This window comes from Paenibacillus eucommiae (assembly GCF_017874215.1).
In the GTDB taxonomy this organism is placed as follows: domain Bacteria; phylum Bacillota; class Bacilli; order Paenibacillales; family NBRC-103111; genus Paenibacillus_AI; species Paenibacillus_AI eucommiae.
In genome coordinates, this window is the sequence record NZ_JAGGLB010000027.1 from 110,922 (window position 1) to 136,151 (window position 25,230).

10 protein-coding genes are annotated in these 25,230 nt (G+C 53.2%); 8 read left to right on the plus strand and 2 right to left on the minus strand.

The features are described 5' to 3' along the window. The first annotated feature begins 49 nt into the window (after positions 1–49). Positions 50–8,419 (plus strand): S-layer homology domain-containing protein, encoded by an 8,370-nt coding sequence (locus J2Z66_RS30435; RefSeq protein WP_209976526.1) that lies wholly within the window; start codon positions 50–52, stop codon positions 8,417–8,419. 99 nt (positions 8,420–8,518) lie between these two features. Here the strand turns inward: J2Z66_RS30435 and J2Z66_RS30440 are convergent, their stop codons facing one another. Next, entirely contained in the window at positions 8,519–9,220 is a 702-nt protein-coding gene (locus J2Z66_RS30440; RefSeq protein ID WP_209976527.1) for a response regulator transcription factor, read from the minus strand. A 13-nt stretch (positions 9,221–9,233) separates the two neighbouring features. Then, positions 9,234–11,171 carry a GAF domain-containing sensor histidine kinase gene (locus J2Z66_RS30445; RefSeq protein ID WP_209976528.1) on the minus strand — a complete coding sequence of 646 codons (1,938 nt, stop codon included), beginning with the start codon at positions 11,169–11,171 and terminating at the stop codon, positions 9,234–9,236. Positions 11,172–11,343: 172 nt separating this feature from the next. Here J2Z66_RS30445 and J2Z66_RS30450 point away from each other — a divergent pair, with 172 nt between their 5' ends. The 7 genes from J2Z66_RS30450 (at position 11,344) to J2Z66_RS30480 (ending at position 25,155) form a co-directional block, all read left to right on the plus strand. Then, entirely contained in the window at positions 11,344–12,129 is a 786-nt protein-coding gene (locus J2Z66_RS30450) for a hypothetical protein (RefSeq protein WP_209976529.1), read from the plus strand. A gap of 160 nt (positions 12,130–12,289) precedes the next feature. Continuing rightward, a complete protein-coding gene (locus J2Z66_RS30455; RefSeq protein WP_209976530.1) occupies positions 12,290–16,303 on the plus strand; it encodes a lipase/acyltransferase domain-containing protein in 4,014 nt (1,337 codons plus the stop codon). Positions 16,304–16,946: 643 nt separating this feature from the next. Further along, entirely contained in the window at positions 16,947–18,710 is a 1,764-nt protein-coding gene (locus J2Z66_RS30460) for a sensor histidine kinase (RefSeq protein WP_209976531.1), read from the plus strand. Between the two features lie 14 nt (positions 18,711–18,724). Beyond that, a complete protein-coding gene (locus J2Z66_RS30465; RefSeq protein WP_209976532.1) occupies positions 18,725–20,383 on the plus strand; it encodes a response regulator in 1,659 nt (552 codons plus the stop codon). Positions 20,384–20,730: 347 nt separating this feature from the next. Beyond that, complete coding sequence (locus J2Z66_RS30470) at positions 20,731–22,101, plus strand: glycoside hydrolase family protein (protein ID WP_209976533.1); 1,371 nt, start codon at positions 20,731–20,733, stop codon at positions 22,099–22,101. A 306-nt stretch (positions 22,102–22,407) separates the two neighbouring features. Continuing rightward, positions 22,408–24,093 carry an extracellular solute-binding protein gene (locus J2Z66_RS30475; RefSeq protein WP_209976534.1) on the plus strand — a complete coding sequence of 562 codons (1,686 nt, stop codon included), beginning with the start codon at positions 22,408–22,410 and terminating at the stop codon, positions 24,091–24,093. A 162-nt stretch (positions 24,094–24,255) separates the two neighbouring features. Next, the gene (locus J2Z66_RS30480; RefSeq protein ID WP_209976535.1) at positions 24,256–25,155 is read left to right on the plus strand and encodes an amidohydrolase family protein; all 900 of its coding nucleotides are present in this window, start codon (positions 24,256–24,258) and stop codon (positions 25,153–25,155) included. The last annotated feature ends 75 nt before the right edge of the window (positions 25,156–25,230 follow it).

A 25,230-nucleotide genomic window follows, 5' to 3' on the forward strand; every position in this document is an offset into this window, starting at 1 on the left:
CTCGCCTCCTAATGCTAGTCGGCAATAATTGGAGCGGGAGGAGTATGGGGTGTTTATTATTGGGCGAAAGGCCTCTGGGATGAGGCGAGTACTATTCGGCTTTCTAGCCTTTGTAATGCTACTTACCGGCACGGCGCAATATGCGGGGGCATCTCCCCTGGATGCTTCTTCGGCCGCAGAGGATCCGTCTTTTTATGAAACCGTGACGGATGGCGGCTTGACGGGCCCGTCTGAAGCCCAACTGGATTCGTTGGCTGCCGGAGTTCCAGTTTTGAATACTTTGCCGGAATGGAGCCGGGAAAGCTTCGCGGAGCTGTCCGGTTATGCGGAAGCGGGCTCCGAGGTGATGATCTGGTATACGATCGACGCAGGAGAGGAACGGCAGCTCGAAACACCGGCCGTAGCGGAGGATGACGGCAGCGGTTTCGGCCGGTTCGACTTGAGCATGACCCTCGAAGCGGAGGGAGAGTATCTCTTCTACGCGGCCTCACGGAAGTCGGGGGATTGGAGTGATCGATCCTCTCCGGCAAGCGTAAAGGTCGATTGGACGGCACCGTATGACGTGCAGGAGTTGCGATGGGAGTTGCTGAGCCACAACATGGCTCTCCTGAATTGGTCACCACCCGCCAGCGATACCGGCGAGCCGGTCCTGGACGTGGCGAAGTATGTGGTGTACGACGGAACGACGAACGAGGAGTTGGGGACAACGCCGGGAACCTTCATCCGAATTCCGGATTTGACAGCGGGCAAGCGGTACGTGGTGCTAGTTACCGCGATCGATCATGCCGGGAACGAATCTCCAGGTATGATAACGGTCATCGGCGCCTCGCCGGAGGGCGAGATGAAACTGGTGGAGTTATCGAGGCATGCGAGCGAGGAAATGACGATTTCCGCGATGAGCAGAGACGGCTCCATGATTGCTTATACGGATCTGTTGACGGAGAACGCGGCCGAACGCAGCTTGTTCGTCTTCAATACGACGAACAGGCACAGAATTCTGGCGTCCGTAACGAAGGAGCTTACGCCGCTGGATGGTTATGTGAACGGAATCGCGATCAACGGTTCCGGCAAGCGGGTCGTATTCGTCTCCGACGCCAGCAACCTGCTGGCGTCGCCAAGCGAGGAAGGCGAGCATGTCTACGTCTACGATCTGGAGCATCAGACGATGAGGCTAATCTCGTCGCCGGGCGTCGCGGCTGGCCACCCGTCCATAAGCGACGATGGCAGGTGGATCGTCTATGAAGAGGAAGGACGTCTCTACCTGTACGACTATGCCAAGGAAACGAGGAAGCTCGTCAGCGAGACGGCCGACGGCGAAGAGGAGAACGGTACGAGCAATGGCGCGGTCATCAGTGGCAATGGCGGCATGATTGCCTTCGTGTCCGATTCCTCGAACTTAAAGGGAATGGAGACATCCTCCTCCGAGCAGGCCGTTTATATGTATGACACGGTAGAAGGCCGAATCGTCAAACGGTATGTGTTCAATACCGTCCACAGCGATCTGGCAATTAATCAGGATGGCAGGTATTTGGCCTACAATGACTCTCCTGAGTCGGGAGCCCAAGCGCTGCCGTACGTGCTGGATATGGCAACGGGTGATCGGATCGATCTGAACGGAGGGCGCAGCGAAGATGAGGTGCTGGGCAAATATTACGAAAAGCTCTCTATCAGCGATGACGGAAGGTATGTGCTGGCGCTTCTCCATGATATGCGCGGGGATGGATATCTCCCGTATCGGTATAGCGAACGCTTCGACAAGAACCGTCCGGGACAACCTGCGGCGGTCGGTAATCCGGCGTTCAATCATTTTGCGGCGGATATGAGCGGTGCAGGCAACAAGCTGGTTTATGTGAGAAATAATGCTCTGTATACGTACTGTGCGCCGAACTGCGATACGTCCGAACCGACGGACCCGGTTCACTCCGCTTCTTTGACGATACCCGGGACGGCATGGCTGTCCGGAGAGTTGAAGCAGAATTCGAGGCTGACGATTCAAGCGACGGGGCAAAAAGGACAGCAGGTACAGGCCGTTATGCGGTACTGGACAGCCGGACCGGATAGCGAAGAACGGACGGCTACGATCGAGCTGGAGGAAGCGGCCGAAGGGATCTATCGTGGGTATACCGATATTGGAGCAGGCATCGCGACAATCTCCTCTATCGAAGCAAAGCTTGCTGATGGAGAAGGCTCAAAGCCGGTAGACGGCTTGCCGATCCAGGTGGCCGGCCAATTGTCCATTGACATCGAGACGGAGCAGTCCGGGCTGCTGACAGGAACGACGTTATACGTGTCCGATAACAAGGGAGTTACCGAGTCCATACCCGTCAACCCGGCGGTGACGGAATATACGCTGCCGGTTCGATCCGGCAAGGGTTATAAGCTGGAGCTTCGCCATGATGCGAGCAGCGTCATTCTCGCTTCCCGTACCGGCATTACGGCAGGCAAAGGTTTAGCCGTACCCATCGTGCTGAAGCCCGCATTTTCGTCGGAGCTGGAAGTCACGCTCGAGTACGAAGGCGGCATTCCGGCGGAGCAGGCGACGGTCCGGTTCGCGAAAGCAGCCGACGACAGTCTGCTGGGCAGCGTTCAGACCGATGCGGGCGGCAAAGCGAAGCTGCCTGGAACGCATAAAGCGGGCGAAACGATCAGAATCAGCGTCACACCGCCTCCGGGCTACCTCCCTGTAGAGCCTAAGGAGCAAGTGCTTCTGATCGGAGCGAATCAGGCGCGATTCCGGATGGCTTCCGGGTCATCGGCAGTTACTTCCGTTAAAGTGAATTTTGACGGCAAGGTGGATTACCACAATATGCCGATTCAGGACAGCAACGCGGCTTTGGTTGTCAAAGCCAAGCCGGGGCTGGAGCTCAAGGCCGAGCTGAAGATTCGTCACTGGGAAGAGGATGAAGAGCGGGAGGCAACGGCAGAGATTCCGTTAACGGAGTCGGAGCCAGGCGTCTATACCGGCTCCTATCGCATAGCGGCGGGGACTTCCTATCTGAAGGAAACGCGGATCGCTGTTAACGGGCACTTAGGCGCCGCCGCCTATCCGATCGAGACGTCCGTTGCGGGACGAATCGCGGTCGTCTTCGATATTCCGGAAGGCAAGACGTGGAGCAGCGCTTTGAGCGGAGGCACGCTGAACGTCTATCAGACGGAGGAGGTGCGGAAGCACTACCGAAGCTTCGTGAAGACGATAGCGGGTCAGACGATATATACGCTCAATGTCCCTTACGGGGATGTTCCGTATTCGATCGCTTTCTCGCCCGCCGCTTATGCCGTTATGCCCGTTCAAGGATTATCGACAGTCATGAAGCCGGGACGGGAAGAGACATTGACTCTGAAGCCGAAATTTCGGTTTCAGCTGAACGGCGACGTGAAGAACAACAAAAACGCGCGTATTCCGATTTCCTATACGTTATCGGACAGCAGCGGCAATCTGCTGCTTCGCGGCACGGGGAACGGCACCTACGACATGCGGCTCGAAGGATTCAAGGACGAGATTTACAAGCTGGACATCGTATCGAAGGATTCACTCTACGAAGGCGCCAGCATAGAGCTCGCCTTAAACGAACTGACGATGAAAACGCCGGTTATTTTGGAAGAAAAGGCTTTGCAGAAGCTGGAGGGTAAAGTTTTGACCAAAGCCGGGAAGCCGGCGGCCGGGGCAAGAGTAACGGCTGCCATGAACGGCAAAGTGTTCTATGCAAGCTCGGCATCGAACGGGAGCTATACGCTTCAGCTTCCCGAGGGGCAAGCATTTATTCGGGCGGCCGGCAGTGAATCGATGGGCATAATGTCCCGCCTCGAAACCTTGGATATGGTCGCAGGAAGCCCGGCAACGCTGGACCTGCAGCTTCTGGATTATGCCAAAGTACAGCTGAACATTTATACGAAGCAGCTGGGGAGCGGCTGGCAGGGTCCTCTTGAGCCGGATTCGAGATTGGCATGGTCCCTTATGTTCCAGCCATCCCACTCGATTAAGAAATATGGCTCTCCCGTTTCGGTAGCGGCCGTCGAGGGAGATACATTCCGCCTATGCGTGAACGGAAGAAGGGCGGGATTGCCCGCCATATGCGAAGAAACCGTGATCGGGGACAACAATCAGGCGGAGCTGGACTTGCGCCTGGAAGGAAGTGGGGCGCAAGCTACGGCGCAATTCGTCAAGCCCGACGGACAAGATCCGGGCAACGTTGCTCTGGAGCTGGACCGGCTGGTGGAAGGCAAAGCGGTGTACGGAGTGTACGCCGTGAAGAAGCAAGGCGATCAATATTTGATCGATATTCAAACGCCGGGCTCATATCGGCTGAGGGCTTCCGGCAGCAACGGTATGTGGGCGACCGTCGATTTCGACGTCAAGGCGTCCGAACTCATTCCGCTTGGTGAAATCAGGCTGCAGGAGCGCGGAAGCTTCGGCGGCCGTGCCGGGAACAGTCTTAGCGTATCATCCGACCAGACGACCCAGGACGGAGGAATAACGGTGCGCGCCTTATACGCCAACGCGGGCGCAGCGGTTTCCGATGCAAGCATCGAGCTTGATCTTCCCAAGGGGACCACGGTTATTCCGGGCTCGGTCATCGCGAACGGGCAAAATGCGGATTGGGAATGGCAGGACGACGGTTTGAAGGTTCGAATCGGAAATATTGCAGCCAAGGGAAGCGGGAGCGTCCAGCTCGGACTTCGAGTCGACGGCGACCCCGCGGAAACGATGCTGCCGCTAGCTGCCCGAATCGCGTATTCTACCAGCGGGAGCGTGAAGAAAGAGACGATCGGCACCGCGCATATACAAGTTTTTGCCGTTACTTTGAGGGTGCCGGAAGTGCTAGTCAAGCCGCAGTTCGGATTAAGCGGCTCCGCTCCCCGTGGCTCAACCGTGTACGTCTATGACGGGGAACGGCTGATCGGCACCGCGGAGTCGTCTCCCGCCGGATCATGGAAGCTTGACGCGGAGATCGCGGACCCGCAAGCGCGGAAGCATAGGATAAGAACGGAAGCGCTGGTGAACGGCATTCGCCTGATCGGGCAGGAAGCGATCGTGCTCTATGATGAGCAGGATCCCGGTCTGGAGGAAATGACGGTAGGCCATCCGGGCGGACGCGTGCACACGATTCGGCCGGAGAACGGTGTCGCCGTATTCCCGTTCGTATACGTGCCTGGCAACCCGTTCATTTATCATCTGAAATTCCGAAATCCCGAACGGATTCATAATGTGCAGGTATGGACGGGAGACACGGTAACCGACGCTGTGCTCCAGAAAGGAGAATTCGTCGCGACAATGACCCTGACGAAGGATCCGGGTCCCGTCTATGTCACCTATAGCCAGAAGGCGGATCCGAATGAACCGATCGCCGGCCCGCCTTCGGAGGAAGAGCTGCGCCATACGCTGCCTGAAGCCATGCGAAGCTTCGAAGTGGTGAATGTAACGTTCCCGGGTGAGGAGACGCCGGGTGGTGAAGAGCTTCCGGCCAATACCTTGGCTTCTTCGATCAAGATTAACGAGGATATTAGCGGGAGCATACGAATCAGTTCTTCTACGGAAGCGTATGTGCCTACGGCCAAAGATCTCAGAGAAGAAGCGGCTACCGGTATTCCGGTGTATGGCACTACGATGAGCATTACGAGAGGGGGGAAGGGGGCCAAGGCAGTCATTACCGCCTACGTTCCGAATGGAAATTCAAGCGGAAGGGCCAGTCTCTCGGGCGGCATGGCCAAGATCAAAATGGTAATCGAGGCGCTGAATACGGGGACGAAGATCTTCGATCTGGACAATACGCTGGAATCCTTCATGAATCCTGGTGCTACGACCCGCATCTATACGCTTAGGGACGAGGCGCAGAAGTTATGCGACCCTCAGGCCGCGGAATATTACACAAGAATGGCTGACGGCATCATATTCGATATTATGTTCGTTGAGTATGTTAAAAATCTGCTCAACGTCATCGGCGGAAAAACGTTCGAAGGCCCGCACGCGCTCATCTTCTGGGCCGAGTCTTATTGGGCGGGCAAGAAGCTGGACAGCATCGTGGAAGAGAGCATGAACGAGCTGGAACGCTATTTGAAGAAGTATGACTGTAAAGTTAAGCCGTACCCGCAGAAGCCTTTGAAGCGGCCGCCCGTGGCGAACCCGGCTTACATCTATGATCCGAGCGGATTCGTGTACGAGGGGTTGACCGCCAATCGGTTGGAGGGAGCGACGGCTACCGTGCTGCAGCTTGATTCGGCAAGCGGGTCCTGGGACGCATGGAATGCGGAATGGTACGAACAGATCAATCCGCAGCAGACGGATTCCGTAGGACGCTATGGCTGGGACGTTCCTCCCGGCATGTGGAAGGTGAAGGTCGAGAAGGACGGCTATGTGACCGCGTATAGCGACGAGCTGGAGGTTCCGCCGCCGCACTTCAATGTCAACATACCGCTTGTTTCCTATAATGCCCCCGAAGTGGTGACTGTTAGGGCGCTCCCGGGTGGCACGGAAGTACAGGTTAGCTTCACGAAGCCGATCTCCGCCGCTTCAATCACGGAGGGCGTTATGACAGTCGAAGGCCTGAATGGCGAAGCCGTAGAAGGCGCGCTTGGGCCGATCGATGCGGAGCCTGGGGTAGACGGCAGCCCGCTTGCCATGGCGATAGCCTTCCGGCCTGCCGAGCCTCTGACTGCGGGAGAAACCTACAGGGTTACGATCGGAGGAAGTCTTGTCAGCTATGCGGGAATAGGGCTGGAAGTGGACACGACGCAAGATGTTCTCGTGACGGGGACGGATTATGAGGCGCCGGACGAGGTGGATACATTGATCGGGGGAATGACGAGAGATCAGGCCACGCTGATCTGGAACGACCCTCGGGACGCCGATCTGAAAGCTGTGCGCGTGAAATGGAAGGCCGCAACGGAATCGGCGTATGCCGGGGAGGTCGAGGTGGTCAAGGGGCAGATGTGGGCGACTGTGACCAGCATTGATGCCTCAAAGAACTATGATTTCAAAGTAACGACGATAGACGAATACGGAAACGAATCGACGGGTGTTGCATGGCGCTGGAATGCAGACAGCGAAGCTGGAGATGACGTATCACCCCCTTCCGCCGTGGCGGAGCTTGCCGTTCAGTCCGCTGCCATCGACAGCGTAAGCGTAGCCTGGAAGGATCCCGCTGCTCCGGATATCGCCAAGCTGATCGTCAAATGGTGGCCTGAGGCGGATGCCTCCAAGGTGCAGTCGAAAGAAGTGCTGCCGGGCGTTCAAGCCTATAGAGCTGGCTCCTTGTCGGCCAAGACAAAGTACGTCTTCGAAGTGATCGCGGTCGACGCGGGCGGCAATGAATCTTTTGCCTCCAATGTCGTAGCTGAGACGCTCGCAGGCGGGGGAGGACATCCGGGCAACAACGGCGGCGGTTCAGGAGGAGGCCAGACACCTCATGGAGAGCAGTATGATGATGCCGGAGCCTGGAAAGTGAACACGGCCGGCGGAACCTACGAAGCGTTCGAAGGACGGCTGAAGCTGTTCGTTGCTCCGGGTACGTTCGGCCATGATACGAAGCTCGCTTACGGCATAAGCCAGGAAGACGATGCGCCGGTACCGGCAGGCTATGCCCGATATTCTCCTTCTTACCTTCTGGAGAGCGAAGGAAGCGCGTCGTGGAAACCGATTCGAATGACGCTGGCCTATCAGGCATCTTCTGATGCAGGCGAAGACCCGCGTTCGTACGGCATTTATCGTAAAGATGCGTCCGCTCCAGGCGGATGGCGTTATGTCGGAGGCGTAACGAATAGAAGCGAAGCTGCGGTCAGCACATTTATAACGCAGCCGGGTGAATATGCCGTCATGGTGTACGCGCCGAAGTTCGCGGATCTATCCGTTCATTGGAGCCGGGCGGAGGTTATGGTGCTCGTAGCCCGGCATATGGCGAGTGGCGTGTCGCCCGGCCGATTCGAGCCGGATCGGGCCATTACGCGGGCGGAAGCCGTCAAGCTGCTAGTCGAGCTGCTGCGCAAGAGCGGGTTGGGAGTCAGAGGGCCAATCAAGTCCGATTCGGCCAAAATCCGGTTCACGGACGTTCCGGCAGACGCTTGGTATGAGTCCTATATCCGAGCAGGACTGGACTACGGCCTAATCGAGGGATCGGGTGGCCGCATGAGGCCGCTTGACGTTCTCTCCCGCGAGGAGATGGCCGTACTGCTGGTGCGTCTTGCGGCTTTGCTGAACATCCCGGCGCCGTCCAATAACGAGGCGGATCAGCTTGACTCGTTCACTGACGCCGGCAACGTCTCGGCCTGGGCGCGCAAATCGGTTACGATGATGCTTCAGCTCGGCTGGATGAAAGGAATCTCGACAACAAAGCTTGCTCCGGACGGATCCGCGACCCGCGCTCAGACTGCGGTCTTGCTCGTTCGGATCATGCAGGACGCGGGTTTGCTGACCGAGGACAAGTAGATTCGTAGATGAAAAGGAAAGGGAGCTGCCTCGTTATGGCAGCTCCCTCTTTGATCTGGGCATGCGAAGCAAATAAAACTTTGACTGACCAACTAACGATCATTGTTGTCGATGCTGCGCCACTAGCTTCCTTGCTTCGTGACGGGTCATTACCTGGAGCTTGCTTAGAATGTTCGACACGTTGTTGGCGACGGTTTTGGCGCTGATGTGGAGGTAATCGGCGATCTGAGCATTCGTGTCTCCGTTTGCGATACGCGCCAGAATGTCCGCTTCGCGGCGGGTCAGCTCGGCGAAGGCAGGCTCCCGCAGCAGCTCGTGCCCGCCGACTGGCTGTCCTACCGGTTCCTCGGCCGATGGCTGTGCCGACGCGGCTTGAGGAGTCTGCGAGGCGAAAAAATGCATCATCCGCTCCGCTATTCCTTTGCCGAACACGGCCCGGCTGCTGCCGACCATGCGAATGGCCTGCAGCAGCTCTTCTTCGTCCGCATCCTTCAGCACATAGCCCTTGGCTCCTACCCGCATGGCGGTGAACACCGACTGATCATCCTGGTACATCGTAAGAATGAGTACCTCGACGGCAGGGTAGAGCTGCTTGATCCGCTCGGTCGCCTCGATGCCGTTCATGACCGGCATGCGTATATCCATCAGCATCAGATCGGGCTGCAGCTCGCCGGCCAGCCTTACCGCTTCTTCCCCATCGGCGGCTTCGCCGACTACTTCCAGGTCATCCGTCATCCCCAGCAAAGCCCGCACTCCGCCACGGAACATCGGGTGATCCTCGGCTAATATAATTCTCATCATTAATTGCCTCCTTCTATTGCAATGGCAGCATGGCGCGTACTCTCGTGCCCCCGGAGTCAAGCCGTTCGATGACGCATTCTCCGCCGATCTCGGCGGCTCGCTCGCGCATGGACAGGAGTCCGATTCCGCCCGTCCTTCCCATCAGAACAGGGCGTGCCGTCGTCCCGACGCCGATGCCATTATCCGTTACTTCCACTCGCAGCCGCCGGTCCTCTGTTACGGCCAGCATGACCCGGCATTCCGTTGCCTTCGCATGCTTCAACACGTTAACCATCGATTCCGTTACGATCCGATAAACCGCGACCTCGACGGCCGCGCTGAGAGCGGGCAGCTCCTGCGGCGCATCGATTCGCATATTCAGCTGTTGGCCAGCCGCGCCATCCTCGCTAATCTGACAGGGTTTCGTCATCTCATTCATTCGGGCGCGAATGGCTCCCGCTAATCCGAGTTCGTCTAGCGCGGGCGGCCGCAAATCGTTGACGAGGGAGCGGATATCTTGGATCGTCGAACGAATGACTTGCCCGAGCTCATCCAGCTTGGCGACCGCGGTCACCGGTTCCTTGTCGACGAATTTGCGGGCGACGGCTACGTTAATCGCGAGCGCCGCGAGCCGCGGGGCAAGATCGTCGTGCAAGTTGTTGCGAATCCGCCGGCGTTCTTCTTCCCGGGCGAGGACGAGCTTCTCCCGGGATTCCTGCAGATCTTCCGCGAGCTGCCTCATTCCTTGCAGCATATCCGCGTTGTTAACGATCGGTGCCGCTTGCTGCAGCAGTACCTCCAGGAACATATGGTCCTCCGGGGAGAAGGCTTCTCCCGCGGAACGGCTGGCCGCATAGAACGTGCCGATTGGTCTGCCCCGGTAAATGATGGGGAAAGCATGCAACTCCAGTTCGTCTCTGCGCTCGCCTGCCTCGGCCAGCATGGCCTCCCTGCCTTCGATATCCATCGCGATACCGCCGTAGGGCAGCCGCAGAGCGCCTTGCACCTGCCGGGCGATCGCGGCCAGCATCGCATCGGGTGCCAGCGGCTGCATCATTTGGCTGCCCAGCTCCAGAAGCACGGCGTATGGATCGTCATGACGTCCCTTCATCAATCGGTTGACCAGCCGTTGAAGCCATTCTCGCAGAGGCGCGAATACAAGCGCGACGAGCCCCGTCGCTACGAGCGAGACGACATAATTGCTCCATGTGACGAACAGATTACCGAGATAAAGAACGACGCCCGTGTACAGAAGCAGGATGCAGATCGTTAAAGCGCCATAGACAATCGTCCGGTTCACGAGCGGGTTAATCTCCCACAGTCTTCGTCTAAGAACGGCAAGCGTCAGCGTGATGGGCAGAGCCGACAGGAAGAGGTGAAGCGCCGCGTTCAGGTAGAGATAAGAGAGGGCATTGCCTTTGAAGAAGTCGGGACTGAACAGCATGCTGACGATCGCGAATCCGAGGAAACAGACCGCCACGCCGTAGACGACCCACTTGGTCTGCTGTCGCTGCTCAGGTGAGGAAATTCGCTTGAAGCGGTAGATTTGGGCAAAGATGAGCAGGAGCGTGGTCGATACGTACCAGACGAGCTGAACGGTTAGAGGAATGCTAAATGCTCTCCATATACTCCCTTCAAAATAAATATTGGCGATATTCACGATCGCAATGACCAGCATGGCGTGCTTCGACCAAGCCGGCACGAACTTGCCGTTCGGGAACAGCAGGCAGAACAGAGAGACGGCGATCCATCCAATAGTTGCCACGCCGTAGAACCAGTAATGCGAGAACTGCCAATCCTCCGATCCTACCGCGACCAGCGAGGGGAAAGAAGTGCCGAATGCGATCATCGCGAGCGCGGCGAGCAGCCCCATTGGCTCTCGAGGGCTCTTCCATAGCAAGATGATGGCGGCTGAATAGAACACGATTGTTATGGAGCAGTCTATCGCGACTAGAAGGATCGCGATCTCCATTACTGTGAGTCCGCCCGACTCCAGGATCAAGGGGGAGACCGAGACGCCGCATCCGCTCTCGATGCATACGTTCACGAGCTTGTCGTAATAGACAGGGATGCAACTGGCATAGATAGCAGCCGTTACGACAAAAAACAATCCGATTAGAAGTTGATAGGCTCTAATTTTTCTCATGGCTCTAATTATAGCGGAGCAAGTCAGTTTTGAATATGAGAAAGGTGCAATTATGAGTGTATTTCCCGATGATCCCGAATTCGGGAATCGGAACTTCCCGGGAAAGGAGGAAATTCATGCCCTGTCGTCCTTCATTCCCGCGATAGTAGGATTAAGGTATGGAAAACATTCAATCGACGAGGTGAAGAAAATGAAAGATTACAAGGTATTGAAAGGGCTAGGCATGATCTGCCTGCTCGCCGGAATCGTGAGAATGGGCATGACACCGGCCGCTCTTGTCTGGGGCACGGACAGCCCGCAAGAGTTAACATTCGGCTTCATCGCATGTATCCTGATGGCGGTAGGAACGATCGCCGGATTTCTGGCGCAATCGAAGGAGACCAGCATGCTCGGATTCCTCAGCACGCTCGGTATGGCGATCGGCAATGTGCTGACGGCGGCTCTCGTGTTCATCGTATTCGTCAAGGATCCGGCTGCGCCGCTGCCGGAAGGTCCGGTAGTGGGGATTACGCGAATCGTAAGCATGCTCGGCTTGCTTGTGGGTACACCGGTGTTCGCCATTATGACATTACGGGCCAAAGTATTCCCGCGCTGGGTCGCCGTCCTGTTCATCATCAATATTGTCAGCATGTTCCTGCCGGTAGCCGACAACGTGTACTTCGCTTTCTTCTGGGGCCTCGCTTACGCCAGCCTGGGCTTCTGTATCGTAACCGGCAGAATGACGCCACGGTCCGTACAGGAAGAGCAAACGTCCGCGAGCTCCCAGTCGGCAATCATTTCCTAAAACCGGCGAGGGGGGTGAGCGTTTCTCACCCCGGTGAGGAAAGTTCAACCTCCTCAGCTTTGAAGGGGCCATTGTATACTTCGACTGATGAACGGCTGGCCGAAACGGAAGTCAAGTTCTGGGCTTTGCCGAAAATTACAAAACGATCAAGGAGGCAATTATGAAACGTGTTCTATCTGCATTGTTATTAAGTATGTCACTGCTGGTTCAAACAGCGCTGCCTAGTGCTCTCGCCTTGCCGGGCGGGCAGTCGTCGAACGCGATCTCCTACCAAGAGCAGGAGCCCAACAATACACCGGAGGATAACCAGCGTTATTCACTCGCGGGCGGCGAAAATTTCGTCTTCACGGGAGATGTGAGCGGGCGGGGCTATCTCGACGATCCGGTCGATTATTATCCTTTCCAAGTGACAAAATCAGGCTATATGAGCGTCTTGCTGCAAGAAACGGCGACGGCGAATCTGACGCAGGTGGCTATTCTGGATGATTCCGGCAATGAAATCGAAGATGATAATCCGAATCCTCTCTACGAGAAGGATGACGTGTGGCTGGAAGAAGGCAATCAATATTACGTCCAGGTGTCGGTACGCGAAGATATGGTCGGCAGCGGCTTCCATTACCGTCTTCAGGTCGGATTTCATGTCCAGCAGACTCCCATAGACGCTTACGAGCCGAATAACAACAAGGAATCGGCCGCATCTACTACGCTTGGAGCATCGCCATCCGCGAAGCTCGAAGGAGTTATCGGTTCTGCCGATGACCAGGATTGGTACCGGTTCGAGACGGCCGAGACCGGCTTCTTCAATTTGAATCTACACAACATCCCCGAGGGAACGGGATATGACTTTAAATTGTTTAACTCCTACGGTGATCTTATCTCTTCCACGGAGAACCGGCCGGGGAAAATCATGCACAACGTGTATGGAAGCAGAGGCCAAACCTTCTACGTGCAGGTGTATTCTTCCGCTGGTTATGATTTGAATGATACGTATGTTTTGGAGAGGACGTTCACGTCCAGCTACGACGTTTCGTCGGGAGACATCCATGAGTGGAATAACAATCTGGAGACGGCTACCGTGACCACGCTTGGCCAGTCGACTTCGGACGTGGGAACGGGTACGATTCATGTGCCGGAGGACCAGGACTGGTATGCCGTTAAGCTGTCGCAAACCGGCAATTTCCAAGTTGGATTGGTGCTTGCGCCATCGCAAGAGTACCATATCGCTTTGTATGAAGCGAACGGAGATTCCCTTTATTCGACCGAATATTATGAGGAGCATGAACCGAAGCAGCTTCCGCTTCACTTTGGAGCCCAAGGCGACGTGTTCTATGTTAAAGTGTTCACGGAAGCAGGCAATGCCGCTCCGTACGAGGATTACGAATTCGAAGTAACGCAGATCGGCGGAGACATCTACGAGCCGAACAATACAAGCGATAGGTACACGTCGACTACGCTAGGCGATTCGAATGCCGAATATTTGTCCGCGACGCTGCATGGCGCGTCCGACGTGGATTGGTATCTGGTTTCGCCGTATACGCCGGGTTATTTTGAAATTATAATGAATCAGGCGCCGGTCGACGGCTATCAAATGGAGCTTTACGACGAGAACATGCAGTTAATCGCTGCACAGACTACTTTTAACGGTAAACCGATGATCGAGGAAGTATTCGGGAAGAAAGGTGTCCGTTATTATTTGAAGGTGTTCTCGGCCAGCGGCGCAAGCAGCAACAGCCCTTACGAGCTTCTCATGAACGTCGATCATATCGGTCTATGGGCGAATGAAGGGGAAAGCAACGACAGCTTCGATCAAGCGAACGGGATCGCTCGGGGCGTAGATATTCTGGGTACCATTTCCTCATCTACGGACAGGGATTACTACAGATATATATCCAGTGATGCGGGCAAGCTCCACTTCTCATTGGAAGTGCCGTCGGCATTCCATAATTACAATATTCAGGTTTTCGATGAGGCCAAAAAGCTGGTCGCGGAATCAAGCATGCCGGGGAATGCCACGGATTATGCACTTGATCTGCCAGTTCTGAACAGCACATACTATGTTATGGTGTATCCTGCAGTCGGGGCGAAGACGGGTACTGATGCAACGTACCGTTTGAAGGCTATGAGCCATGCGACCCCGGTTGACACGAATGAACCTAATGATACGACCGAGAAGGCGACGGGACTCAAAGTCGCATCCTATGCCCAGAACCTGAAAGGAACGATTCATTCCGCAAACGATGTGGACTATTACAAGGTTTCGAACGAGGTTCTGCCGTACGATCTGAAGCTGGAGCTGACGGACATCCCGGCAGGAACCAATTACGATGTGAAGGTAATCGACAAAGACGGCAATACGGTCGCAAGCTCCAAAAACGCGGGGAACAAAGCCGAAAGCTTCTCGGTCGTTATTCCGAAAAATAAAACGTACTACATCGGAGTGTACACCGCGGACGGCAAATTCGATATGAATGCTTCCTATAAACTTACGTTTAAAAATAACGGCAGCGTTCCGATTATTATCGTTCCGGGGTTTGGAGGCACCGCATTGTATGGAAATGATCCTATGACGGGTCTGCCTGTTAACGCATGGATGAATTTTGCCGTAACGTCCACGGCTTCGCTTATGTACCAAGATTTGTACAACGATGCGACAGAGGCCAAGATCGGCCTTCACTACAAAGATAGGGATTACGGTTTGTGGGATATCTCCGACGTGGCGCCTGAAGATATGATGTTCGGTCAGGATATGTATTTCACTGAAATGATCTCGGACCTGAAGACGGAAGGGTATGTTCCGGGTCGAACGTTATTCGGTCTTCCTAATAATTTCATCCGCGACAATACGGAAGCATCCGATGCGCTGAAACAAAGAATCGATTTGGCGATCGAGAAGAGCGGCTCCAGCAAAGTCATGCTGATCTCTCACAGCAACGGCGGCCTGATCGTGAAAGAGGCGGCCATGGATTCGAATTATGCGAGCAAGGTAAGCAAATGGATAACGCTCGGAACGCCGTTCCTCGGCGCGCCGACATCTTTGAAGGCTTGGATCGACGGCTACGATCTCGACATTCCGATTCTGAGCAGCGCGGTCGGCAGAAAGCTTGCCATGCATTCTCCAACGGCTCACGGGTTGATTCCTTCGCCTAGCTATCATCATTTGTATGGCCCCGTGCTTCAATATTTCAAGAAAAGAAGCGAGGCCCGCAACGATCACGAAATTATTTCCATCGATAGTTATCAGAAAATGGCGGATTTCCTCTCTAACGTCAACGAAGGGCAAGTAGAACCTTACTTGAATTTCCGGGAGGACCTGCTAGATCGAGTCCTTAAAAAGCACCAAACGATATACGATCTTCCGCAAACGGACATTCCGCTGTATATCATCTCGGGATACGGAATGGATACGATTAGCAGCTATACGTATGTTAAACCCGTTAATGACGTCCGGGAATATGCATCCAACGGCAGTCCCGTTGCGCCTCTCTACGTGAGCGGTGACGGCACGGTTCCTGAGTTCAGCAGCAAGGGGACGTTGACCTTCCCGGTCGGGACGAAAAATACGCGGGTCTATGGAGTTACCGGCGTTAATCATATGCCCCTTGTAACGGATCAGAGAAACCGCAAGCAAGTGAAGCAAGTTATGATCTACGGCAACGAAGAACCGGTAGCCGGCATCCGCCTGGAGTCCGATTACCGGAATGGCAAGCATACGAACTATTTGGCAACAACGGGCATGAAGTCCACTCTCTCGAAGGGACCCACTTCGACCGTGTATTCAATCCCGTTAACGGGGCAAGAATCAAAGGTGACGCTTACGCTGAAGAACGGCGAAAAAACGGTTATTCGGATTAACGCGGACAAAACGTACCTCGCCGAGCAGCAAGCAAACCATATGACGATCAATAATCTTGGCGATGCGCTGTGGATCACGACGCCTGTCGACCAAGGAACGACCGTGAGCTGGACGGGAGCAAGCTTGACCGGAACAAAAGTGTACGATCTTCAGAACGGCGCGTACAAAACGTCTTACGAGGTACGAGTGTCGGGTACGTTGAGGTCGTTCACGGTTAGCAACTCCGTGGCACAGCCGAACAGACTGAAGGGCGTCTCCGTACAAGAAATGCCCGTGTTCGATACCGGCATTTCCGATCAACCAACAGAAGCATATGAATAAGGGATGACAAACCAGCTAATACCATGTCAAGAGGCAGTTTTGTAGGGCGTAGATTTCGGGTACACTGCTTTTGATGTGTAACAAATAAACCTCCATTTCGTGGAAGTTTATGGGGTGGGATTTTTAAAAAGCGAAGGGTTGCCCTTTTTCGAGCATAGCGTAGACGTGATGTAATACCTTGTTAACGCAAGCGATCACGGCTACTTTATGGGGCGTACCCTCGCTTTTTTGGGCAGGATAATGCCCTTCTGTGAGATAAAATATGTGAAAATAAGGACAAACCATGCGAAGTATACTTCACAGGGCTTGTCCGTTTTTTTCTTCTATAGCAGTACAATGCCTTCGGACTTCTGGACAGCCACGTACTCTTATGCAACGGCAGATTGAGAAGTCAGGATTGCGACGAATGCATTGACTGTATCAAAGCGCCGGTGCTATATTAACCGGTAATACCATATTATGTTTTTTCAAGAGAGGATGGTGCGATGTCCGCTTGTGAGGATAGGTTCAAACCGGACAACCAGTTCGATTATTGTTTTGAACGGGTGAGGCTGTGGCTGCGGAGGATCGGAGGTTTGCGGAAGGAGAAATACCGAAGAGTATGGTGTGAGAGCAGTGTGTTCTCTGTAAGGGGGTCAAAAACATGATGCGGTCGATTTTTGCAAAATTGGTATTTGCCTTTATGGTTGTGTTAATTCCTTTGTATGCATTGAGTTTGATTATGAACGAATCAGCGTCCCGCAGTGTGAAGGAACAGATTACGGCCTCGCTATATTCACGGGCACAGTTCTATATGTATTCTCTTGAAACGGACTTCAACCGCATTATTCGTCTCGAACAGGAATTTGTAAACGATTCCGATTTGAATAAGCTGAGCAACTCCGCCGATATTATGGAGGATTTCGACAAGACCATTGTCATCAACAGACTTCGAAGCCGTCTTGGATTGTTAAAAACATCAAATCCATATATCTTGAATGTCGGCATATCGATCGCTTCGATCAATCGGACGTTATCCACCGGCGATATTATCGGCCCGATCGACCAAAGCTTATTCCGTCAGCTTTCTCAGCCTACGGACCGTTATGTGTCACCATTTCTGACTTACAACGACCGTTTGTTCATCAGTGTCCCTTATCCGGAAATAGGCAGGCGGGAAGACCAGCAATTTGTCATTGCAGTGGAGATCGACAAGGCGGAGATCAGCAGCGTTCTTCACCGGATCGCCGACAATGCGGAAGGCGGTGTTGCGCTATTCGACAACCGCTTGCGCTGGCAAGTTGCCCATCGTCCGTCAGGCAAAGGCGATATCGATGCGGCAGAGCTGGCACGGGGGCTCGGACTGTTGTCCGACTCCGAGAGCGAAGCTTCGGCTGAGTCCGGTTACCGGACAGTTACCTACGGCGGAACGCCGTATATTGTTGCCTTCGAACAATCCCCCACCCTAGACGCAACACTGCTTACATATCTGCCGGAACAGGTTGTTCTTGGCTCATTGCGAAAGTATCGCGACGGCTACTGGGTAATTTCGCTTGTCTCGGCAATCGTGGTCGTCCTGTTCTCTTATTTGATCTACCGTTTAATCCATCAGCCGCTGCGTACAATGGTAGTAGCCTTTAGAAAGGTCGAGCACGGCAATTTGGACGCTCCGATCGTTCACAAGAATCGGGACGAATTCTCCTATTTGTATTCGCAATACAACAGCATGATCGGTCGGCTGAAGGTGCTTATTCACGAAGTGATCGAACATCAATACCGCGTGCGTTTATCCGAATTAAAGCAGCTGCAGCTGCAGATCAACCCTCATTTTTTATACAACAGCTTTATCATCATTTATCGTATGGCTAAAGTCAATGAAACGGAAAATGTGATGCGGTTCTCCAAATATCTCGGAAGTTATTACCAGTATATTACGCACAACAGTCAACAAGAGGTGCCGCTCAAGGAAGAATTGGATTTCGTCCGTACGTATGTTGAAATTCAAAAATACCGCTACGCCGGGAATGTTCATATCGATTTTCCGGATCCTCCGCCATGGGTTGGTCTCATTCCAATACCCCGGCTGATCCTGCAGCCGCTGCTCGAAAATTGCTACAAGCACGGGTTGATCGATCCGGAGAGGGATGGCATTATCGCAGTTTCTTTCCGTGTAAGCGAAAACCGGGACGAACTAACCATCGGCATAGAAGACAATGGGGATTCCTTGGAGGATACCGAACTGCTGCGTCTAAGACAATCGCTTGACGCCGAGCTTGAGCCGCCCGAATCGACCGGGCTATACAATGTGCATCGCAGGCTTCGCATCAAATTCGGAAATGAAAGCGGTGTACGGCTGGAGCGCAGCCAATTGGGCGGTCTCAAAGTGGAAGTCGTTCTTCCCCTTTCTTTGACGCCGCCGGACGAGTAAAGGAGGTATTTGCAATGAACAGGCTGCTGATCGTAGACGATGAGAAAGTGATTGCCGATGGCATTTATGAATTATTCGAACAATCGGCCATTGCCGACTTGGACATTTATCGTGCGTATTCCGGGAAAATGGCGCTGAAGCTGCTCGGAAGGACGAAATGCGATGTCGTATTAAGCGACATCGCAATGCCCGGAATGGACGGTTTGCAGCTGCAGCGGGAAATACACCGTTTGTGGCCGCAGTGCAAAGTCATTTTTTTGACCAGTCACAACGACTTTCATTATGCTCACAATGCTTTGAGAAGCGGCATTTTTGATTATATGTTGAAAACCGAGGAAGACGATAATATCGTCGCCGCCGTGCAAAGAGCACTAGACAGTCTGGAAGCGGAGCGGAGAAACGAAGCGTTCATAGATCAGGCGCGCAAGCAGCTCCATGAGGCACTCCCCGCTTTAAGCAAGGAGCATTTGCGTAAAATTTGCAATGGCATCTTCGCAACTGTGGACATTACGCCCTCAACGTTCGCCGAGCTGCACATTCCGCTCGACGCTTCCAAACCGGTCTGGCCGATTATCGGACGTGTTGACGATTGGAAAGGTTACGAAAGCGCTGCGGATCGGGCGTTGTTGGCCTATGCGCTGCAGAACATGAGCGGGGAATATTTTGTCTCTGAGGAATTCTATATGATTCCGCTCGATAGCACCCATTTTGCGATGTTCGTGCAAGGGAGTGAAAGGGAGGGGGGGCCGGAAGCTGATGAACGTTACTCTGGGGAGCATCAGTTTCGCTTGTTTATCGTGGAAACGTTGGAGATGATCCGCTCTTCCATGAAGCAGCTGTGCAAACTTCCCGTCTCTTTCGCCGTCGGACAAGGCCCGGTTCAGTGGGATCGGCTTTATCAAGTATTCGAGCGCCTGCGCAAACTGCTCGTACGAGGCCTCGGCAGCAGTGGAGAAATGATCGTGTGCGAGGGTACGCCATTTGCCGATGCACCCTCCGTTGCTTCAGACAGTCATCGTCAATCGGTACAGACGATTATTCGACGGCTCGGCGACATCGAATTGACGGACCGGCGCCAGCATGACCGGTTTGCAGAGGTGGTTCAAGAGCTGCAAGCATGCCTCGCATCCGGGTTCAATACTTCTCTGTATCTTGAAGTGTATTACTCACTTGCTGCCCACCTATTGTCCGAGATGAGCCGGTGGGCGCCGCATTTGCTGCAAGCCGATACAGGGATCGAGTCGATCCTGGAGTTCCGAGCGGAGAAGCCCTATATGATCGCACTTGAGGATTTGAGCAAGCTGTCAGAACGGCTCTTGGACGAAAGTATCGCGGATCAGCGCGAGCGGACTCACCAGGTTATCCGCAAGCTGCATGCATATATAGCGGATAATCTTGACCGGGATTTATCGCTGACTGCGCTGTCCGATGTGGTTTACTTGAACCCTATTTATTTGTCCCGGCTGTATAAGCAGACGACAGGAATCGGACTGGTCGACTACATTAACGACATTCGCATGCAGAGGGCGAAATCGTATCTCGCTGAAACGCAGGTCAAAATACACGAAATCGCCAGGAGCATAGGAATAGAAACGTCGACTTATTTCGCCCGCTTGTTCAAGCGCAGAGAAGGTATCACACCGCAGGAATACCGGGATCGGTTCAACAAGTAGAATACGGCCGACGAAAGTTGAAAATGTACGATAGCCGCAGCTCCGATCTCTTTTTATAATTAAATTAATAAACAAGGCACCTATATTGCGAAAAGGAATAAAAATCCGGAGAAATCGATCCAATTCCTGCAATTTTTGAAAAGTGTGACAGGGAGAGATAGAAGCGTGATTAGAGTAGCAACGATTGGCTACGGGCATTCTCAGTGTGCTGACTTGTCTGAAAGCTAGAGAATCAGCCAAGACGGGAACTCTTCAGCAGATAAGCTTGTAGAGTCGGACTGTTCGGGAGACGGAGCGGTTCGGGGGGAACGACGAAATGATCGGAAAGGCGAAAGGGCATCGGCGCTATGAATAATGAAGCAGTGTACATCGGCTCAAGAAAAGAAATGTTCATCGACGAATGGTTGATCGCACATAAACGCAATGTCAGGCTGCGTCTCCACGAGCCCCAGCGGCAAGAAGTCGTATTGACGTTCGATCGCCCTTGGGAGGGGCCGCACTGCGGCTATGTTACGGCGATCAGGGATGGCGGTCTAATCCGGCTGTATTATCGCGGATATTCGCCTGATGATATGTCGGAGGAACAGGTGGTATGTTGTGCGGAAAGTGAGGACGGTATTCATTTTGCAAGGCCGAGGATCGGCTTGTTCGAATTCCAGGGGACTTCGGATAACAATGTAGTGCTGCAAGGCCAGGATGCGCACAATTTCTCGCCATTTCTTGATGGCAATCCGAAGGTGCCGGCCCATGAACGGTACAAAGGAGTCGGAGGGCAGTACACGACTTCGCCGCATTTGCGCAACGGTTCGATGTACGGCTATGTATCTACAGACGGAATTCGCTGGTCGAGAACGCGCGAGGAGCCCATTATTGGCGACGGCGGCTTCGACTCGCAAAATGTGGCGTTCTGGGATGTCAACCTAAAGCAGTATCGATGCTATAATCGCTACTGGGAACCAAGTGATCATTACTACCGCGCTATACAAAGCACGCTCTCCCCCAATTTTACGGATTGGGGACCGCAGACAAGAAACGAATATGGAAAGGGGAGCCCTCTGGAGCATTTCTACACGAATGCGACGATCCTATGCCCCGGAGCGGAGCATCTGTACATGGCGTTTCCGATGAGATTGTTCGAATCGCGGCAAACGGTGGAGGACCATCCTTATCCAGGCGTTAGTGATGCTGTTATGATGACGAGCCGAGACGGAGTACATTGGGATCGGACGTTTATGGAAGCATGGCTGCGGCCGGGCGGCGACCTAAGAAACTGGACCGATCGCAATCAAATGGTCGCTTGCGGTTGCATTGAAACCGCCTACAATGAATTTTCGCTTTATGCGTTGGAACATTACCGGATGACCGACTGCCGATTGCGCAGAGTGACTGTACGGAAACACGGATTCGCATCCGTCTATGCGGGGTACGGAGGGGGCGAATTTACAACCCGGGTCGTTCGATTCGCAGGAACCCGTCTGCTGCTCAATTATGCGACCTCCGCGGCCGGACTGATCAAGGTCGAGGTATTGGACGAACATGAGCGCGTGCTTCCCGGCATGTCGTTCGACGACATGGAACCGATGTACGGCGATGAACTGGAGGGCGAAGTGCGTTGGACATCCGGAGCGAGTCTTGATGCGGTTAAGAATAAACCGGTTCGGTTCCGGTTTTGGTTGAAAGATGCGGATTTGTATGCGCTGTGCACAAGTACAAATTGAACCGGCCGATCGATTTCGTTCTTCTCAGTCTGGCTGCGGCGGCTCAGAGGTTTGCGGAAGGAGAAATACCGAAGAATATGGTGTGAGAGCAGTGTCTTTTCTGTAAGGGGGTCAAAAACATGATGCGGTCGATTTTTGCAAAATTGGTATTTGCCTTTATGGTTGTGTTAATTCCTTTGTTCAGTGGGATCGGTTCAACAAGTAGAATACGGATGACGAAAGTTGAAAATGTACGATAGCCGCAGCTCCAATCTCTTTTTATAATCAAGTTAACAAACAAATAATGTTTGCAAAGGGGATACAACGATGAAAGGAACGCAAATGTGGACCCAAATCATAATGGTCATTGCAGCGTCGCAGCTTCTTTTCTTCACTGCAGCCAGCTCCAAGTCGGGCTCAGGAGACAATCAGCTCAGGAATAAACCTTCTGAAGCTGTCCTTATAGAAACCGGCAGCGGGGGAGCGGAGAGCCAGGCAGTCACTGAGCTGCTTGGCAAATACGACCCGCCGATTGAGATTACGAGCGCGCGTATCGTCGATGCTACCTATAAGTACAATACGGGAGAAACGATTGAAAATAATATTTGGACGAAAGCGTATTTGGATGAGCTGGGAATCAAGCTGAAATACGACTGGGTAATCGGAAACGATCAAGCCGAGCAGAAGATGAATGTTGCGTTCTCTTCAGGCCATATGCCGGATTTTACGCTGGTAAACGCCCTTCAATTGAAGCAGCTTGCGGATGCCGACATGCTGTTGGATCTGACCGACATTTACGACATGTACGCTTCGCCGCTTACAAAAAAGCTGCATGTGGAGGTCGGCACCCAAGCATTGGAAGCTGCAACGATCGGCGGCAAGCTGATGGCGATCCCGGAAAGCGGTGCGACGATTGAAAACGCGCAGATGATATGGCTTCGGACCGACTGGCTGCAGAAGCTGAGTTTACCCGAGCCGAAGACGATGGACGATCTGTTCCAGATTGCCGAAGCATTCGCCAAGCAAGATCCGGACGGCAATGGCAAGAATGATACGTACGGCATGTTTTTGTCGAAGGAGCTTCTCATAGACGGGTTTTTCAGCGGCTATCACGCTTATCCAAGATTTTATTTGAAGGATGCATCAGGTGCGCTTGTATATGGCAGTATTCAACCGGAGATAAAGCCGGCGCTGCAGAAACTCCAGGATATGTACAAGGCGGGGCTGTTCGACAAAGAGTTCGGTGTCAAGCCTTTCGACAAAGCGGCGGAGGATGTTAAGGCTGGTAAAATCGGTTTTATGTTCAGCTCAATGTCAAGCCCGATATTTCCACTAAAAGATAGCAAGAAAAATGATCCCAAGGCGGAATGGAGTTCTTATCCGCTCGTTTCCACTGATGATAAACCGGCTTTGGCGCAAACTCCAGCCGCGACGATCTACAACTATTATGTTGTGAAGAAGGGGACGAAGCACCCGGAAGCGCTCTTGAAGATGATCAACCTGTACGCGGAAAAAGGTTATGGAGAGCATCCGAATCCGGTATATTTCATAAACAATGGGGTGGAGACGTTCAAATATGCCCCGTTCAAGGTATGGCCGCCGGAAGACAGTCTGGACACACAGCGGAGTATAGCTGCTGCTCTGCAAACCGGCGACACATCCAAGTTAAGGATGGATCAGAGAAATATCTATGACATGATCATTAATTATCAGTCAAACGGCGACGTTAATGACTGGGAAATGGAGCGTGTCTACAGCGACAAAGGGTCGTTCGGCATTCTTGATCAGTACTTGAATGAGAACAAGCAGATCAAGAGCGCGTACTTCGGGACACCTACCAAGACGATGGCATTGAAGGGCTCAACAGCGTATGCCATGGAAATAGAAACGTATACAAAAATAATTATGGGGGCACCGATTGACGAATTCGACCGGTTTGTCGATCAAAGGAACAGACTTGGCGGAAGCCAGATTACGCAAGAAGTGAACGAATGGTATATGAAACAGAATTGAACCGAAAAGCATGTGCTCGGGAGCGTGAATGAGTCATGCCGGCTTATTACAGTACGGAGGTGAGGTCATGTAGCATAGCAGCATCGCAGCGGTATCGAGAGATTATTTTACAGAGTATACGATTATTTGATTCATTCATAAAGGTTTGAGGTGACAGGACAAATGTTTATTGATATCCATGCGCATGCATACAGAAAGCCGGTTCCTTTTGTCGTCCAGTTTTGCAGTGCAGAGCAGCTCATTGAACGGTATGACGAACTGGGAATCGAGAAGGGAGTCTTGCTCCCGATCGTAAGTCCCGAAATTTATATTCCTCAAGCGAACGAAGATATTCTCGACATGGCTGAGAAATACCCTGACCGGTTTATTCCTTACTGCAATGTAGATCCGCGCGCCCTGACGAATTCGGCGGAAGCGCCGCTTGACCGCATACTTTCTTATTACAAGGAAAGAGGCTGCAAGGGGATTGGTGAGGTCATGATCAATTTGCCTCTGATGGATCCGTTAGTGCAAAATTTGTTTCGGCATGCGCAGCGTGTAGGCTTGCCAATCGTTTTTGACGGCTCCGACCAGGTCGGGAACGATTTCGGCTTATATGACGACCCCGGCTTGCCGCAACTGGAGCATACTTTGCAAAGGTACCCGGATTTGATCATTTTTGGACATGGACCAGTATTTTGGGCGGAAATTGGCCGTTTGGAAACGCCGGGAGAAAGAGCGTTTATTTTCGGTTTGAACGGTGGTATGGTCGGCAGATTGCCTCAAGGGCCAATAAAGGAAGAAGGGGTTGTGCCCAAGCTGTTCCGGAGATACCCGAATCTTTATGGTGATCTGGCCGATTATACGGCTTGCAATGCTATAGCCCGCGATCCAGAGTACGGGCCTAAATTCCTGGAAGAATTCCAGGACAGATTGTTTTTCGGTACCGATATTTGTTTTCCAACCATGCCAGTTCCATTGATCGATCTGCTGATCGATTGGCGTGATAGCCAAAAAATCAGCGAAGCCGTGTTTAATAAAATCGCTCGGGAAAATGCCAGGAAATTTTTTGGACTGAACTAGAAGTTTCTCCCAAAGCTGTGCGCGGAGCTCTTCTCCGGATTGTTTTACATGCATCTTATATGGTCTGATCATTAT

Excerpts from the sequence above, each read along its gene's own strand:
- J2Z66_RS30470 (WP_209976533.1), top strand. The coding sequence starts at position 20,731 with ATGAATAATGAAGCAGTGTACATCGGCTCAAGAAAAGAAATGTTCATC.
- J2Z66_RS30445 (WP_209976528.1), bottom strand. The coding sequence starts at position 11,171 with ATGGAGATCGCGATCCTTCTAGTCGCGATAGACTGCTCCATAACAATC.
- J2Z66_RS30465 (WP_209976532.1), top strand. The coding sequence starts at position 18,725 with ATGAACAGGCTGCTGATCGTAGACGATGAGAAAGTGATTGCCGATGGC.
- J2Z66_RS30455 (WP_209976530.1), top strand. The coding sequence starts at position 12,290 with ATGAAACGTGTTCTATCTGCATTGTTATTAAGTATGTCACTGCTGGTT.
- J2Z66_RS30480 (WP_209976535.1), top strand. The coding sequence starts at position 24,256 with ATGTTTATTGATATCCATGCGCATGCATACAGAAAGCCGGTTCCTTTT.
- J2Z66_RS30440 (WP_209976527.1), bottom strand. The coding sequence starts at position 9,220 with ATGATGAGAATTATATTAGCCGAGGATCACCCGATGTTCCGTGGCGGA.
- J2Z66_RS30460 (WP_209976531.1), top strand. The coding sequence starts at position 16,947 with ATGATGCGGTCGATTTTTGCAAAATTGGTATTTGCCTTTATGGTTGTG.
- J2Z66_RS30475 (WP_209976534.1), top strand. The coding sequence starts at position 22,408 with ATGAAAGGAACGCAAATGTGGACCCAAATCATAATGGTCATTGCAGCG.
- J2Z66_RS30450 (WP_209976529.1), top strand. The coding sequence starts at position 11,344 with ATGGCTCTAATTATAGCGGAGCAAGTCAGTTTTGAATATGAGAAAGGT.